At 67.3% G+C, this 13,631-nt stretch carries 13 protein-coding genes; 3 read left to right on the plus strand and 10 right to left on the minus strand.

Going from position 1 to position 13,631, the window contains the following annotated elements; translation table 11 throughout:
* Positions 1-172 precede the first annotated feature (172 nt).
* The 5 genes from AC1RVW_RS15760 to AC1RVW_RS15780 all read right to left on the minus strand — a co-directional run bounded on the left by AC1RVW_RS15760 (position 173) and on the right by AC1RVW_RS15780 (position 6,924).
* The gene (locus AC1RVW_RS15760) at positions 173-1,183 is read right to left on the minus strand and encodes an ABC transporter substrate-binding protein (RefSeq protein ID WP_106935472.1); all 1,011 of its coding nucleotides are present in this window, start codon (positions 1,181-1,183) and stop codon (positions 173-175) included.
* Positions 1,184-1,228: 45 nt separating this feature from the next.
* Complete coding sequence (locus AC1RVW_RS15765; protein ID WP_493200984.1) at positions 1,229-2,248, minus strand: LacI family DNA-binding transcriptional regulator; 1,020 nt, start codon at positions 2,246-2,248, stop codon at positions 1,229-1,231.
* Positions 2,249-2,392: 144 nt separating this feature from the next.
* Complete coding sequence (lspA, locus tag AC1RVW_RS15770; protein WP_081265729.1) at positions 2,393-2,905, minus strand: signal peptidase II; 513 nt, start codon at positions 2,903-2,905, stop codon at positions 2,393-2,395.
* Positions 2,905-5,754 (minus strand): isoleucine--tRNA ligase, encoded by a 2,850-nt coding sequence (ileS, locus tag AC1RVW_RS15775; protein WP_493200987.1) that lies wholly within the window; start codon positions 5,752-5,754, stop codon positions 2,905-2,907. Before ileS ends, lspA begins: the two co-directional genes overlap by 1 nt.
* A gap of 132 nt (positions 5,755-5,886) precedes the next feature.
* Positions 5,887-6,924, minus strand: coding sequence for a bifunctional riboflavin kinase/FAD synthetase (locus AC1RVW_RS15780; protein ID WP_081265731.1), 1,038 nt, complete (start codon positions 6,922-6,924; stop codon positions 5,887-5,889).
* A 166-nt stretch (positions 6,925-7,090) separates the two neighbouring features.
* Between AC1RVW_RS15780 and AC1RVW_RS15785 the strand changes: the two genes are divergently transcribed.
* Entirely contained in the window at positions 7,091-7,651 is a 561-nt protein-coding gene (locus AC1RVW_RS15785) for an HNH endonuclease (protein ID WP_081265732.1), read from the plus strand.
* Positions 7,652-7,653: 2 nt separating this feature from the next.
* On the opposite strand, the gene AC1RVW_RS15790 is transcribed toward AC1RVW_RS15785, so the two are convergent.
* The 4 genes from AC1RVW_RS15790 to AC1RVW_RS15805 all read right to left on the minus strand — a co-directional run bounded on the left by AC1RVW_RS15790 (position 7,654) and on the right by AC1RVW_RS15805 (position 12,254).
* Complete coding sequence (locus tag AC1RVW_RS15790; protein ID WP_493200989.1) at positions 7,654-8,442, minus strand: enoyl-CoA hydratase; 789 nt, start codon at positions 8,440-8,442, stop codon at positions 7,654-7,656.
* Between the two features lie 13 nt (positions 8,443-8,455).
* Entirely contained in the window at positions 8,456-9,823 is a 1,368-nt protein-coding gene (locus tag AC1RVW_RS15795) for an alpha/beta fold hydrolase (RefSeq protein WP_493200991.1), read from the minus strand.
* A gap of 121 nt (positions 9,824-9,944) precedes the next feature.
* Positions 9,945-11,060: an acyl-CoA dehydrogenase family protein gene (locus AC1RVW_RS15800; RefSeq protein WP_493200993.1), complete on the minus strand. Its 1,116-nt coding sequence runs from the start codon at positions 11,058-11,060 to the stop codon at positions 9,945-9,947.
* Positions 11,061-11,072: 12 nt separating this feature from the next.
* Positions 11,073-12,254 carry an acyl-CoA dehydrogenase family protein gene (locus tag AC1RVW_RS15805; RefSeq protein ID WP_081265736.1) on the minus strand — a complete coding sequence of 394 codons (1,182 nt, stop codon included), beginning with the start codon at positions 12,252-12,254 and terminating at the stop codon, positions 11,073-11,075.
* 129 nt (positions 12,255-12,383) lie between these two features.
* Between AC1RVW_RS15805 and purN the strand changes: the two genes are divergently transcribed.
* Positions 12,384-12,980 carry a phosphoribosylglycinamide formyltransferase gene (gene purN / locus AC1RVW_RS15810; RefSeq protein ID WP_493200995.1) on the plus strand — a complete coding sequence of 199 codons (597 nt, stop codon included), beginning with the start codon at positions 12,384-12,386 and terminating at the stop codon, positions 12,978-12,980.
* 36 nt (positions 12,981-13,016) lie between these two features.
* Positions 13,017-13,343: an I78 family peptidase inhibitor gene (locus tag AC1RVW_RS15815; protein ID WP_106935464.1), complete on the plus strand. Its 327-nt coding sequence runs from the start codon at positions 13,017-13,019 to the stop codon at positions 13,341-13,343.
* Positions 13,344-13,377: 34 nt separating this feature from the next.
* On the opposite strand, the gene AC1RVW_RS15820 is transcribed toward AC1RVW_RS15815, so the two are convergent.
* The gene (locus AC1RVW_RS15820; RefSeq protein ID WP_493200998.1) at positions 13,378-13,614 is read right to left on the minus strand and encodes a DUF1653 domain-containing protein; all 237 of its coding nucleotides are present in this window, start codon (positions 13,612-13,614) and stop codon (positions 13,378-13,380) included.
* Positions 13,615-13,631: the final 17 nt, after the last annotated feature.

The following is a 13,631-nucleotide window of genomic DNA, read 5'->3' on the forward strand; positions in this document are numbered from 1 at the left end:
CTTCTTCAGGGCGTGTGCACAGGCCATCGGGTACTCCCCTCCGCGAATGTCCCCCGCCCTGCGGGCTCCTCCTTTATTTCGCTGCGGGGAGCACCCGACGTCCTGTGCACTGGACGCGCCGCCGGCGTGAGCGCGCCCCGAAAAGCGCGCCCCCGCAACGAAGCACAAAGAGTTAGCGCACTTCCTTCAAGTACTCATCGGAGAAAGCGCGTTGCGCGGCAGCCATGCGCCCATAGTCCACGCTCTTCGCACGGGCGTAGTCGCTGGCGGGCAGGAACTGGGCTTCGATTTCCTTGGGCATCGCGCTGGCGCGCACCGGCCGCAGGTAAGCCTTGGCCCAGATGGCCTGGCCTTCGTCGGACAGCGTGAAGTCGAGCACCTTCCTGGCGTCCGCCGCGTGCGGGGCCTTGGCGACCAGGCTCATCACGTAGGGCACGGCCAGCGTGCCTTCGCTCGGGATCACGAACGCGACGTTGGCCTTATCCTTGTACTTGGCGCGGTAGGCGTTGAAGTCGTAGTCCAGCAGGATCGCGATTTCGCCCGACAGCACGCGCGCATACGACGTCTGCTTCGGCACGATCGGCTCGTTCTTCTGCAGCGCCTTGAAGTAGTCGATTGCCGGCTTGAAGTTGTCGAGCGTGCCGCCGCGCGCTTCGTTCACCGCGACCGCGCCGACATAGCCCACGAAGGCCGAGGCCGGGTCGAGATAGCCGATCAGGCCCTTGTATTCGGGCTTGAGCAGGTCGGCCCACGACTTCGGAATCGGCTTGCCCTTGAGCGCGTCGACGTTGACCATGAAGCCGAGCGTGCCCGAGTGGATGGTGAACCAGTTGCCGGCCGGGTCCTTCATGCCCTCGGGAATGTCTTTCCACGCTGCCGGCTTGTAGGGCTCGACCAGGCCGTCCTTGGCGGCCTGCACCGCGAAGGTCACGCCGAGGTAGGTGACGTCGGCCACGGGGCTGGCCTTCTCGGCCGCCAGCTGGGCCAGCGACTGGCCCGAGTTCTTGTTGTCGGGCGGCACGGTGACGCCCGTCTTGGCCTTGATGGCCTTCAGCTGGGTGCCCCAGTCGGCCCATTCGGTCGGGCAGTTGTAGCAGATGGCGGTCTGGGCCATGGCGCTGCCGGCGGCGAGCGTGGCGGCGATCAGGCCCAGGCGGGCCAGGCGATGGAAGCGGGAGGACATGCGGGAGCTCCTTGGAGGATGAGTCGGAGAAAGAGGTTGGTGAGGTCAGAAAGTCGCGGCGTTGTTGTCTTCGCGCGCCGAAGCGCACGACTCGCCGTCTCGGAAGGCATGGGGAAGCAGCAGGCTCGAATCCGCCCGCAGCGTGGTGCCGCCGGCAATGGCCTGGATCAGCAGTTCGACGCCCTGGCGGCCGATGTCGCTGTTGGGCTGGGTGATGCTGGTGAGTGCGGGCGTGAGGTCTTCGCCGAGCGCAATGCCGTCGAAGCCGACCACGCTGAGGTCCTCGGGCACCGACAGGCCGCCGAGGTGGGCGGCGCGGATGCTGCGGATGGCCAGCAGGTCGTTCGAGCAGATCAGTGCGGTGGGGCGCTGGCGTGCCTGCAGGTGGGTGCAGAGCGCGTCGACGGCGGTCTCGACGAAGGGCACTTCGATCACCGGCTGTGCGTCGAGCCCGGTGTCGGCCATGCCCTTGAGGTAGCCGCGGTAGCGCTGCTGCGCGCGGTCCGATGCGGCCAGCGTGCCGCTGACCATCGCGATGCGCCGGTGGCCCAGCAGCACGAGCCGGCTGACCGCGTCGGCCACCGCGCCTTCGCTGTCGACCGACACGCAGGGGTGCTCCGCATGGCGGTTGTAGGCCAGCACGTAGGGCACGCCGGCGGCCTGGAGCCGGGGCAGCGCCGCCGAGGTCGAGGGGTTCGACACCACCAGGATCAGCCCGTCGACGTTGCCCGCCAGCAGCAGGTGGACGGCGCGCTCCTCCTCGTCGAGCCGGTAGCCGGTGGTGACGGGAATGATCGCGTAGCCGCCCGCCACGGCGGCCCGCGCGATGCCCTGCAGGCATTCGGCAAAGGTCGGGTTCAGCAGCGTCGGCAGCACGATGCCGAGCACGCGGCTGCGTTGCGTGCGCAGGGTGCGCGCACTGGCGTTGGGCAGGTAGTTGAGTTCTTGCGCCACGCGCTCCACCAGTTCGCGGGTGGCGGGCGTGACCTTGTCGGGAAAGTTGAAGGCGCGCGAGACCGTGGCCACGGAGACCCCGGCTTTGGCTGCAACGTCTTGGATACTCATCTTGCGATGTTCATGTAATCGATTACATTGGACCGCCGGAGTATGACTTTGTTATGACATCGCCTGAAAGGGGGAAAAACCCGAAGGGCCTGGGCGAGGGAAAAGCCCCAAGAAGAAGGGGCCCCGCGGGGCCCCTGAGAAAACCTACTTGCCCCGGCGAACCCGCCGGATCTCGTCCAGTATCAGGCAGATGGCCCCGAGCGTGATCGCACTGTCCGCGGCGTTGAATGCCGGGAAGTACCAGTTCCCCGCGTGGAAGCTCAGGAAGTCGACCACGTAGCCGTGCATCATCCGGTCGACCACGTTGCCGATGGCGCCGCCCAGGATGCAGGCCATGGAGAACGAAAACAGCTTCTGCCCCGCGTGCGACTTCAGCATCCACACGATGAACACCGCCGCCGCCACGCCGATGGCAGTGAACAGCCAGCGCTGCCAGCCCGAGTGATCCGCGAGGAACGAGAAGGCAGCCCCCGTGTTGTGCGCGCGCACGACGTTGAAGAAGCTCGTCACGTAGGTCGCGTCACCGAGCTTGTAGTAGCCCAGGATCAGCGTCTTGGTGAACTGGTCGATGATCACGATGATCACCGCCAGCCCCAGCCAGGGCCAGATGCTGCTGCCGCGCGAACGCGAGGCCGACATGGAGCGGGCGGCGGCCATCAGGCAAAGCTCCGCGATTCGCCGGCGCCGAACAGGTTGCTGGTGCAGCGCCCGCAGATCGTCGGATGGGCCGCATCGTGGCCCACGTCGTCGCGGTAGTGCCAGCAGCGCTCGCACTTCTGCGCGGCGCTCGGGGTCACCACCGTCGACAGCGTCTCGCCGGCCGCCAGCGCGATGGCCGAGGTGATGAAGACGAACTTCAGGTCGTCGCCCAGCGTATCCAGCAGCGCGAAGTCGCCGGCCGGTGCCGTCAGTTGCAGGTTGGCCTGCAGCGACGAGCCGACCTTGCCTTCGGCGCGGACCGTCTCGATGTCCTTGTTCACCACGTCGCGGATCTCGCGGATGCGGTTCCACTTGGCGAGCAGGGCCTCGTCGGGCGCGTCGAACTTGCTGTAGGTCTGCGTGAAGATCGATTCGCCCGGCTTGCCGGTGCCCACGAACTTCCATGCCTCTTCGGCCGTGAAGCTCAGGAACGGCGCCATCCAGCGCAGCATGGCTTGCGAGATGTGCCACAGCGCCGTCTGCGCGCTGCGCCGTGCCAGCGAGCCCGGTGCCGTCGTGTAGAGGCGGTCTTTCAGGATGTCGAGGTAGAAGCCGCCCAGGTCTTCCGAGCAGTAGATCTGCAGCTTGGCCACCACCGGATGGAACTCGTACACCTTGTAGTGCGCGAGGATCTCGGCCTGGAACTGCGCCGCGCGCGACAGTGCGTAGCGGTCGATCTCGAACAGCTGGTCGAGCGGCACGCCGTCTTTCTCGATGTCGAAGTCGCTGGTGTTCGCGAGCAGGAAGCGCAGCGTGTTGCGGATGCGGCGGTAGGCATCGACCACGCGGGCGAGGATCTTGTCGTCGCCGGCGATGTCGCCCGAATAGTCGCTCGCGGCCACCCACAGGCGGATGATTTCCGAGCCCAGCTTGTTGCTGATTTCCTGCGGGTCGATGCCGTTCTTGAGCGACTTGCTCATCTTGATGCCCTTGGCATCGACCGTGAAGCCGTGCGTCAGCAGGCCGCGGTAGGGCGCGCGGTCTTCCAGCGCGCAGGCGATCAGCAGCGACGAGTGGAACCAGCCGCGATGCTGGTCGTGGCCTTCGAGGTACAGATCGGCTTCGGGCCCCGTCTCGTGGTGCACCGTGGGGTGCGTGCCGCGCAGCACGTGCGAGAAGGTCGAGCCCGAGTCGAACCACACCTCGAGGATGTCGGTGCTCTTGGTGTAGTGCGGCGCGTCTTCGGCGCCGAGGATTTCCTCGACCGTGACGCGGCTCCAGGCCTCGATGCCACCCTTCTCGACGATGTCGGCGGCCTGGTCGAGGATTTCCATGGTGCGCGGATGCAGCTCGCCCGAGTCCTTGTGCAGGAAGAACGGGATCGGCACGCCCCAGCTGCGCTGGCGGCTGATGCACCAGTCGGGCCGCCCGGCGATCATGTCGTGCAGGCGGGCCTTGCCGTTCTCGGGGTAGAAGCTGGTCTGCTCGATGGCGTCGAGCGCGGTCTGGCGCAGCGTCTTGGGCGCCTTGTCCTTGGTGAACACGCCTTCGCCCTCGTCCATGCGCACGAACCACTGCGCCGCGGCGCGGTAGATCACCGGCGTCTTGTGGCGCCAGCAGTGCGGGTAGCTGTGGGTGATGGTCTCGGTGGTCAGCAGGCGGTTGGCATCGCGCAGCGCGGCGATGATGACCGGCACGGCCTTCCAGATGTTCTGGCCGCCGAACAGCGGGAAGTCGGGCGCGTAGCTGCCGTTGCCCTGCACCGGGTTCAGGATGTCGTCGTACGCCAGGCCGTGGGCGATGCAGGAGTTGAAGTCGTCCACGCCGTAGGCAGGCGAGGAGTGCACCAGGCCCGTGCCGTCGGTGGCGGTGGCGTAGTCGGCCAGGTAGATGGGCGACAGGCGCCTGTAGCCGGCGTCCGCGTCATACAGCGGATGCTCGAATTCGAGGCCGCCCAGCTTCTCGCCCTTGACCGTGGCCAGCACCTTGCCGTCGAGCGCATAGCGCGTCATGCACATCTCGACCAGCGAGTTGGCCAGGATGAGCAGGCCGCGCTCGGTGTCGACCAGCGAGTACTCGAGCTCGGGGTTGAGGTTGATCGCCTGGTTGGCGGGGATGGTCCACGCGGTGGTGGTCCAGATCACGGCGAAGATGTCGCCCAGGATCGTGTGGTCGGTGCCGAAGGCCTTGAGCACCTTATCGCGCTCGTGCGCCTTGAAGGCGACGTCGATGGTCTGGCTCTTCTTGTCGGCGTATTCGATCTCGAACTCGGCCAGCGAGGAGCCGCAGTCGAAGCACCAGTACACCGGCTTCAGGCCGCGGTAGACGAAGCCGCGCTCGATGACGCGCTTGAACACGCGCAGCTCGCCGGCCTCGTTGGCGAAGTCCATGGTCTTGTAGGGATGGTCCCATTCGCCCAGCACGCCCAGGCGCTGGAAGTCGGCCATCTGCTGTGCGATCTGCCCGGTGGCGAAGGCGCGGCTCTTGGCCTGCATCTCGTCGCGGCTCAGGTTGCGGCCGTACTGCTTTTCGATGGCGTTCTCGATCGGCAGGCCGTGGCAGTCCCAGCCCGGCACGTAGAGCGCGTCGTAGCCTTCGAGCTGGCGCGCCTTGGTGATCATGTCCTTGAGGATCTTGTTCACCGCGTGGCCCATGTGGATCTGGCCGTTGGCGTACGGCGGGCCGTCGTGCAGGATGAACTTGGGCGCGCCGTGGCGGGCGTCGCGCAGGCGGTGGTAGCGGCCTTCGTCGTTCCATTCCTTCACCCAGCCCGGTTCGCGCTTGGGCAGGTCGCCGCGCATCGGGAAGGGGGTGTCGGGCAGGTTCAGCGTGGAGCGGTAATCTTTGGGGGAAGCAGCGTCAGACATGTTGGGGTGCGAAGCAGAAGGCTTCTAGGGGGCTTCGACAGGCTCAGCCCGAACTGCATGAAGCGTGTCGGTGCGGAAGGTATAGCCGTTCGCCCTGAGCTTGTCGAAGGGCGGCAGCACGGGCGTGCAGGGCTAAATTCGGTCGCGCGTGGTCTGGCGGTGGGTTTCGGCGTGGGTGGACGCAAAGAACGCACGTGCGTCGCGCCCATCCTTCGCGATGCCCGCTGTGAGGGCCTCGAGGCTGGTGTAGCGCAATTCGTCGTGCAGTTTGTGCAGGAGTTCCACGCGCACGATTTTACCGTAGGCCCCTTCGGTCCCCAGATGCGAGGGCCACTCCAGGCAATGGGTTTCCAGCAGAACCCGCCCGCCGTTGACGTCATTGGCGTCCAGCGAGGGGCGCACGCCCAGGTTCGCCACGCCCGGCAGCGGCTGGTCGGCCAGCCCGTGGACCAGCACCGCGAAGATGCCGCTGGCGGCCGGCTTCCAGTGCTTGAAGCGCAGGTTGAGGGTGCGGAAACCGTCGTCCAGGCCCGGCGCCGAGGCACCCAGCGCGCGGCCGAGCTTGCGGCCGTGGACCACGTGGCCGGAGATCGTGTAGGGCCGCCCGAGCAGCGTCTGGGCGTCGGCCATGCGGCCTTCGGCCAGCGCCTCGCGCACGGCGGAGCTGGAAACCCGCAGGCCATGCACCTCGTAGCTGTTCATGCGCGCCACGTCGAAGCCGCGGGCGTCGCCTGCCGCGTCGAGCATGGCGTAGTCGCCGGCCCGCTTGGCGCCGAAGCGGAAATCGTCGCCCACCAGCACATAGCGCGCGCCCAGGCCGTCGACCAGCACGTTCTGGATGAATTCTTCCGGCGTCTGGGAAGCCAGCCGGCTGTCGAACGGCAGCACGATGGTCTGTGCCACGCCGCAGGCGGCCAGCTCGCTGAGCTTGTCGCGCAGCGTGCCGATGCGCGCCGGTGCCAGGTCGGGCTTCTTGGTGAGCGCGGCGAAGTAATCGCGCGGATGGGGCTCGAAGGTGAGCACGCAGCTCGGCAGCCCGCGCTGGCGGGCCTCGGTCTGCAAGAGCGCGAGCATGGCCTGGTGGCCACGGTGCACGCCGTCGAAATTGCCAATGGTGAGGGCGCAGGCGGGGGCTACGCCCGGGTGCCGGAAGCCGCGGAAAACCTGCATCGGTGAGTATCTTTTTGATAGCGCCTTTCGCCCGTCGATTGGGCGAATCAGGCCGATTTGTCACAAAGCCGGTATATTGTGACGCAGTGCGTTGACCGGCGTGGGTCTCCAACGCGCTCCGTGTCCCTGGTCTTTCCGTGTTCTCTCACTTTTCGAGGAGGCGTGTGTGAAGGTCTTGAAGCTGTCGGCCCAAGGGCTGCCCCAGTCATGGATTTCGCTGGAACAGGCGGTGATCCACTATGCGGCGGACGAAGTTCGCTGGGAAGTGGGCGCGCAGGTGGCTGTGTTCCGTGGCGGCCACAATGCCATCACGGGCGAGCAATCGCAGATCGCGATCAACAGCATCATCGGCACCAAGGGCGTGCCGCGCATCAATCCCTTCACGCAGCGGCCGGGGCTGACCAACAGCAAGCTGTTCTCGCGCGACCGCAACGTCTGCGCCTACTGCGGCGGGCACTTCCATGAAGACGAGCTCACCCGCGAGCACATCATTCCCTTTGCCCAGAGGGGCATCGACACCTGGATGAACGTGGTCACGGCCTGCAAGCCGTGCAACCACCGCAAGAGCAGCCGAACGCCCGAGCAGGCCGGCATGCCGCTGCTCTACGCGCCGTACGTGCCCAGCCTCTGGGAAGACTTCATCCTGCGCAACCGGCGCATCCTGGCCGACCAGATGGAGTTCCTGATGGCGCACCTGCCGCAAAGCTCGCGGCTGCACGACACCTAGCTTCAGCGCTTCCAGGAAGGCGGGCGCTTCTCGATGAAGGCCTGAACGCCTTCCAGCGCGCTCTCGTCCATCATGTTGCAGGCCATGGTCCGGCTGGCGTCTGCAAGGGCGGCCTCGATGCCGGTTTCGAGCTGGCGGTAGAACAGGGCCTTGCCCAGCGCCAGCGCCTTGCGCGGCTTGGCGACGATGCTCGCCACCAGCGCCTCGACGGCCGCGTCGAGTTCCGCGGGTGCTGCCACCCGGTTGACCAGCCCCTTCTCGCGCGCTTCTTCCGCGCCGATGAATTCGCCCGTCACGAGCATCTCGAAGGCTTCCTTGCGCCCGAGGTTGCGCGACAGCGTGACGCTGGGCGTGGCGCAGAACAGCCCCACATTCACGCCGCTGACCGCGAAGCGGGCTTCGCTCGATGCCACCGCCAGGTCGCACACGGCGACCAACTGGCAGCCCGCCGCGGTCGCAATGCCGTGCACGCGCGCGATCACCGGCACGTCGAGCTTCTGGATCGACAGCATCATCGCCCCGCACAGCTCGAACAGCTGCTGGTAGTAGCCGAGCGAGGGTTCGGCGCGCATTTCCTTCAGGTCATGGCCGGCGCAGAAGGCCTTACCCGCCGCCGCGATGACTACGGCGCGCACGCTTTCGTCGGCCGCTATGTCGCCGAGCGCCTGTTCCAGCGCGCCCAGCATGCCTTCCGACAGCGCGTTGAACGAGGCCGGGCGGTTGAGCGTCAGCGTGACCACGCCGCGCGCGTCGCGCGACTGCAGCACGAAGGGGGCGGCGGAGTCGGTCATGGCGGGTGCCTCTTCAGTAGGTCAGCTCGAGCACCGTCACGTGCTCCTGGGCGGCCGGCCACGTCAGGCCGGTGATGCGCTCGCCGTTGAATTCGCCCGTCACCGCGCGGGGCGCACCGCCACCCTCCAGCCGCAGCCTGGAAGTGGCCACGCCCGCGCCCTTGGGCGGCACGCCGGGCGGCGGGCTCTTGCCGTCGAAGCGCATGGTGTCGCGCTGGGCATCGAAGTAGCCGCGCGGACGCGTGAAGACGACGACGGAGCTCGCACCGTTGTCGGCCGGCGTGATGCGCTCCGGCCGCAGGTGCACGAAGCTGCCGCTGCGCGGGAAGGGGCTGCGGTAGATGTGCGTGGTGCCGTAGCCCGGCGCGCTCAGGACGAATTCATAGGCGGTGTCGCCGCGCGCGTTGAACGGGCCCCAGCGGCCATCGGCGCCGACCGGCTTGGTGTGCACGGCCTCGCCGCGCCGCGCGCCGGTTGCCGGGTCCACGGCATAGACCGTGACCTGCGCGCCGTTCAGCGCGAGGTTTTCGGCGCCGATCGCCCGGCCGTCGAGCACGACCTTGGTGTCCGGAACCACGGCGGTGGTGCGCGGCGCTTCTCCGGTCAGGAGTTGCCATGTGGCCGCGAATGCCGCGGGCGAGAAAGAAGTCTCGCGGTGATCCACGCGCGGCAGCACGACGTTGGTCGCGCCCTTGAGCGCAGGGCCGTCGAAGCCGATGTTGGTCGGCTTGCCGGGGGCGCCGATCCACACGCCGTCGGGCTGCGCGTACTTGTCGTTGTTGTCGGAGCGCAGGGTCATCCACTTCACGCCCGGCGTTACCTCCTGGCCGTCCGGGCCTTTGGGCGCATTGAGCTGCTGCATGAAGCCCGACAGCCCCGAGAACTCGTTGTTCTCGCGGAAACCCTTCACCGCCCAGATGCCGTGCGCGGGGTTGCCGCCCAGCACCACGTGGCTCACCACGGCCGCGCCGCCGCCGTTCTGCACGTAGTTGCGGATGGTGTTGCCGCCGCGCGAATTGCCGATCAGCACCACCTTGGCGGCGCCCGTGGCCTTCAGCACCTTGTCGACCTGCGCCTTGAGGAACGCCGCCGATTCGGCCGTCGAACTGCGTCCGGGCTGGGCCACGGCATCGTCGTCGCGCGCGAGCGGGTTCGGCTGGTCGAATGCAAACAGCCGGTCGGCCGGCCAGCCGTTGGACTCGAAACGCCAGATCGTCGTCTGCCAGAGCGCGGCCGAATCGCCGTTGCCGTGGACGAACACGACGGGCGGCCGCTCTGCATACGACGGCGAGGGCGACGAAGAGGTGGCGCAGGCGGTCAGCATGGCGGTGGCGGCGGTCCCGATGACGGCCATGGCTAGAAGGGTGCGGCGGGATTGCATGTTTCGTTCCTGGGGCTGGAGTCCACGTGAAAACGCCCGTCGGCGCGAGGCGGGCGGGCGTTGGATGCTATCGGAACACCGTGAAACCGGCGTTGCCGGGTTGCGGGTGTCGCCGTCGTCGTCAGGCGAAGACGCCGGCGGTGTCCTGCATGCGGGCCGACACTTCACCCAGGTGGTGGAGCGTGTCGCCGAAAGTCAGCTCGAGCTGCGTGAGCTTGCGGAAGTAGTGGCTGCCGATGTATTCGTCGGTCACGCCGATACCGCCGTGCAGCTGCACCGAATTCGCGGCCACGTAGCGCATGGAAACGCCGAGCTGGTACTTGGCGCGTGCCAGTGCCTGGCGGCGTTCGTCGGCCGGGGCGTTGAGCTTGAGCGTGGCGTAGTAGCTCATCGAGCGCGCCAGTTCGAGCTGCATCTTCATGTCGGCGACACGATGGCGCAGCGCCTGGAAGGTCGAGATGGTCACGCCGAACTGCTTGCGCTGGTTCATGTAGTCGACGGTGAGGGCCACGGTCTTGTCCATCACGCCCACTGCCTCGGCGCAGGTGGCGGCAATGCCGACGTCCACCGCGTATTCGAGCGCTGCCAGGCCGTCGAGCGTGACCAGCGTGGCGTCGGCCTTGTCGAACACCACCTCGGCCGCGCGGCCGCCGTCCTGCGTGCCGTAGCCGCGGGCCTCGACGCCGCTGGCGCTGCGCTCGACGAGGAAGAGGGCGATCTTGCCGTCGACCTTGGCGGGCACGAGGTAGGCGTCGGCTTCGTCGCCGACCGGCACCACGCTCTTGGCGCCGTTCAGCGACCAGCCGCTGCCGCTCTTCGCGGCGTGGGCGTCGCACACGTCCAGGCGGTAGCGCGCCTTGCGCTCCTGGTAGGCCAGCACCACGATGGCCTGGCCGCCGGCGATGCGCGGCAGCCAGCCTTCCTTGGTGTTCGCGTCGGCATAGCCGCTGAGCACCGCGCCGGCGATCAGCGTCTGCGCGAACGGCTCCAGCACGATGCCGCGGCCGAGTTCTTCCATGACGACCATGCCGGCCACCGGGCCCATGCCCAGGCCGCCGTCGTCTTCGCTGATGTACAGGCCGCCCAGGCCGAGTTCGGCCAGTTCGTCCCAGGCTTCCCGGGAGAAGCCGCCCTTGGCCTCGATGCCGCGGCGGCGCTCGAAGTCATAGCCCTTGTCGACCCACTTGCGAACCGCGTCGCGCAGTTGTTCCTGGTCGTCGGAAAAATTGAAATCCATGTTCGTGTCTCCTCAGCCCAGAACCGTCTGCGCGACGATGTTGCGTTGCACTTCGTTCGAGCCACCGTAGATGGTCGTCTTGCGCATGTTGAAGAAGGTCGACGTCAGCGGCGCGAGCGCCGGGTTGCCGCCCGGGAAGTCGCCTTGCCAGCCGGCTTCCATTGCCTCGCGGATCAGCGGCAGCGAATAGGGGCCGCCTGCCAGCATCATCAGTTCGCTGTAGCGCTGCTGGATCTCGCTGCCGCGGATCTTGAGCAGGCCCGCCACGTCGAGCGAGTTCTTGCCCGAGGTGGCGGCCGAAAGCACGCGCAGCACCATCATCTCGAGGGCGACGATGTCGACTTCGAGCTTGGCGATCTCGTCGCGGAAGCGCTGGTCCTCGTACACGCCTTCGCTCTTGGCGATGCGCTTGAGGCGCTCGAGCTCGCGCTTGGCGCGGTTCACGTCGGCGATGTTGGTGCGCTCGTGCGAGAGCAGGTGCTTGGCGTAGGTCCAGCCCTTGTTCTCTTCGCCGATCAGGTTTTCGGCGGGCACTTCGACGTTGTCGAAGAACACCTCGTTCACTTCATGGCCGCCGTCGAGCAGCTTGATCGGGCGCACGGTGACGCCGGGCGACTTCATGTCGAGCAGCAGGAAGCTGATGCCGGTCTGGGGCTTGCCCTCGTTGCTGGTGCGCACGAGGTTGAACATCCAGTCGCCGTACTGGCCGAGCGTGGTCCAGGTCTTCTGGCCGTTGACGATGTACTTGTCGCCTTTGCGCTCCGCCTTCGTCTTGACCGAGGCGAGGTCGGAACCCGAGCCGGGCTCGCTGTAGCCTTGGCTCCACCAGACTTCGCCGCTGGCGATGCCGGGGAGGAAGCGCTTCTGCTGTTCGGCATTGCCGAAGGCCATGATCACCGGTGCCACCATGACGGGGCCGAACGGAATGATGCGCGGCGCGCCGGCCAGTGCGGTTTCTTCCTCGAACAGGTGGCGCTGCACGGCGGTCCAGCCCGGGCCGCCGAATTCCTTCGGCCAGCCGTAGCCCAGCCAGCCCTTCTTGCCGAGGATCTTGGCCCAGCCTTGCAAATCGTCGCGCGTCAGCTCCAGCGCGTTGTGCACCTTGTGCGAAATCTCTTGGGGAAGGTTTTCTTTGACCCAGGCGCGAACCTCTTCGCGGAACTTCTGTTCTTCGGGTGTGAAGCTCAAATCCATGCGTGCCTCGCTGTGTTGATCGGTTCACCGCAGACGCGGTGTGTCTCCGGAACCGTGAGTTTTAGCACGGTCGTGCTGTGAAACGGTGTCCGCGTCGCGACAAGCACGGCGCGGATAATCCCGCCTCCCATGAAGAACATCGTGATCCTGATCTCCGGCGGCGGCTCCAACATGGCGGCCATCGTGCGCGCCGCCGAGCGCGACCGCTGGGCCGAGCGCTTCGGCGCCCGCATCGCCGCGGTCATCAGCAACAAGGCCGAGGCCGGCGGGCTGGCCATTGCCCGTTCGCACGGCATCGACACCGCCGTGGTGCCGCACACCGAGTTCGCGACCCGCGAGGCTTTCGACGAGGCCCTGGCGGCAGCGGTGGACGCCCATTCGCCCGCGCTGGTGGTGCTGGCCGGGTTCATGCGCATCCTGACGCCCGGCTTCGTCGGGCGCTATGCGGGGCGGCTGGTAAATATCCATCCCTCGCTGCTGCCCGCTTTCCCGGGGCTCCACACCCATCAGCGCGCCATCGAGGCGGGCTGCAAGGTGGCCGGCGTGACCGTCCACCAGGTGACGACCGAACTCGACCACGGCCCGATCCTGGCGCAGGCCGCGGTGCCGGTGCTGCCCGACGACACGGCCGCCACCCTGGCCGGCCGGGTGCTGGCGCAGGAGCACCTGTTGTATCCCCGAGCGATCGCCGGATGGCTGGCTGATACATCGAGTCACAACCCGTAAAGTTGTTTTATATTCGCGGGTTTTCGGGAGTTCGAAGTGAAAACCAAATCGCTGCTGCTGACCGTCGCCGGCGCTGTCGCCCTGCTCGCGGGCTGCGCCGCCCCGGCGCCCGCACCCGCTCCTGCACCCGCCGCGCCCGTGCCACCCCCGGCACCGGTCTATCAGTGCAATGCCGATGGTGCCCGCTTCGCGGTCGGCCAGCCGCTGACGCCGCAGCTGGAAGCCGCCGCCCGCGTGCGCGCCGGAGCTGGCGTCGTGCGGGTGCTGAAGCCCGGCGAGGCAGCGACGATGGAACTCAACGGCGGACGCCTGAACTTGGACGTCGATGCGCGCAACCGCGTGACCGAGGTCCGCTGCGGCTGACGCATTCCTTCAGAGCCGGGCCGGGCCGTGATGGCTAGATCGGCGTGAATCTCCGCCGCGGCACGCCGTCTATCTCGACGGTCTCGTTGAACATCGCGGCAGGGCGGACCCAGAGTCCGTGGGCTCCATACAAGGCGCGGTACAGCGTCATCGGCTCCAGGGTCTCGCTATGGCGGACCGTGCCGAGCACCTCGTATTCGCCGCCTTTGTAATGGCGGTAGCGACCGGGAGGTGTTTCGATCAGGGGAGGGAGGTCGTCGTCGTTGTTCAACGGGGGCTTCTTTCTTC

Source organism: Variovorax sp. MPBD4-3, from assembly GCF_058809745.1.

What these genes read in the sequence shown, in the direction of transcription:
- AC1RVW_RS15780 (WP_081265731.1), bottom strand. Translation starts at nt 6,924, where the DNA reads ATGCAGGTTTTCCGCGGCTTCCGGCACCCGGGCGTAGCCCCCGCCTGC.
- AC1RVW_RS15805 (WP_081265736.1), bottom strand. Translation starts at nt 12,254, where the DNA reads ATGGATTTGAGCTTCACACCCGAAGAACAGAAGTTCCGCGAAGAGGTT.
- purN (WP_493200995.1), top strand. Translation starts at nt 12,384, where the DNA reads ATGAAGAACATCGTGATCCTGATCTCCGGCGGCGGCTCCAACATGGCG.
- AC1RVW_RS15800 (WP_493200993.1), bottom strand. Translation starts at nt 11,060, where the DNA reads ATGGATTTCAATTTTTCCGACGACCAGGAACAACTGCGCGACGCGGTT.
- AC1RVW_RS15790 (WP_493200989.1), bottom strand. Translation starts at nt 8,442, where the DNA reads ATGACCGACTCCGCCGCCCCCTTCGTGCTGCAGTCGCGCGACGCGCGC.
- ileS (WP_493200987.1), bottom strand. Translation starts at nt 5,754, where the DNA reads ATGTCTGACGCTGCTTCCCCCAAAGATTACCGCTCCACGCTGAACCTG.
- AC1RVW_RS15795 (WP_493200991.1), bottom strand. Translation starts at nt 9,823, where the DNA reads ATGCAATCCCGCCGCACCCTTCTAGCCATGGCCGTCATCGGGACCGCC.
- AC1RVW_RS15760 (WP_106935472.1), bottom strand. Translation starts at nt 1,183, where the DNA reads ATGTCCTCCCGCTTCCATCGCCTGGCCCGCCTGGGCCTGATCGCCGCC.
- AC1RVW_RS15765 (WP_493200984.1), bottom strand. Translation starts at nt 2,248, where the DNA reads ATGAGTATCCAAGACGTTGCAGCCAAAGCCGGGGTCTCCGTGGCCACG.
- lspA (WP_081265729.1), bottom strand. Translation starts at nt 2,905, where the DNA reads ATGGCCGCCGCCCGCTCCATGTCGGCCTCGCGTTCGCGCGGCAGCAGC.